Here is a 435-nt window from a genome sequence, read left to right as displayed (position 1 = left end):
GGCGATCCTGTTCCTGTTCGGCCTGCTCAACGCGGGGGTCGTGCTGGGGGCCACCGACGCCGCCACCTGGCTGGTCCTCGCCGGGCTGCTGGTGGGCAAGCCCGTGGGGATCCTGCTCGCCGGCTGGCTCGCCGTCCGCGTCCTGGGGCTGGCGCTGCCCGCGGGGATGACGCTGGGCGACGTGCTCGTGGTGGGCTGCGTGGCCGCCATCGGCTTCACGGTGGCGCTGTTCGTGGCCGGCGTGGCGTTCCCGCCGGACGCCATGCTCGGCGGCGCGCCGATCGGCGACCCGCCCCTTTTTCCGGCGCCGCCGCGACCTACCTCCGCCGGGACTGGGGCCGAACAGGGCCGGCGCGACCCCGAACGAGGCCGTCCGGCCAAGACGCGCCGGCCCTGTTCGGCCCCAGTCCCGGCGGAGGTAGGTCTGTCTCTTAT

Annotated in this window: 1 protein-coding gene; it reads left to right on the top strand. The window is 75.2% G+C overall.

Annotation, left to right across the window (positions count from 1 at the left end; all coding sequences use genetic code 11):
• Positions 1 to 435 (top strand): Na+/H+ antiporter NhaA (locus D7Y13_RS43165; RefSeq protein WP_147452726.1); only part of this gene is annotated, 435 nt, incomplete at both ends.

Origin of the sequence: Corallococcus praedator, from assembly GCF_003612125.1 — a bacterium.
In the GTDB taxonomy this organism is placed as follows: Bacteria; Myxococcota; Myxococcia; order Myxococcales; family Myxococcaceae; genus Corallococcus; species Corallococcus praedator.
Note: the sequence above shows the minus strand (reverse complement) of the source record. Positions and strands in the feature narration are given on the sequence as shown.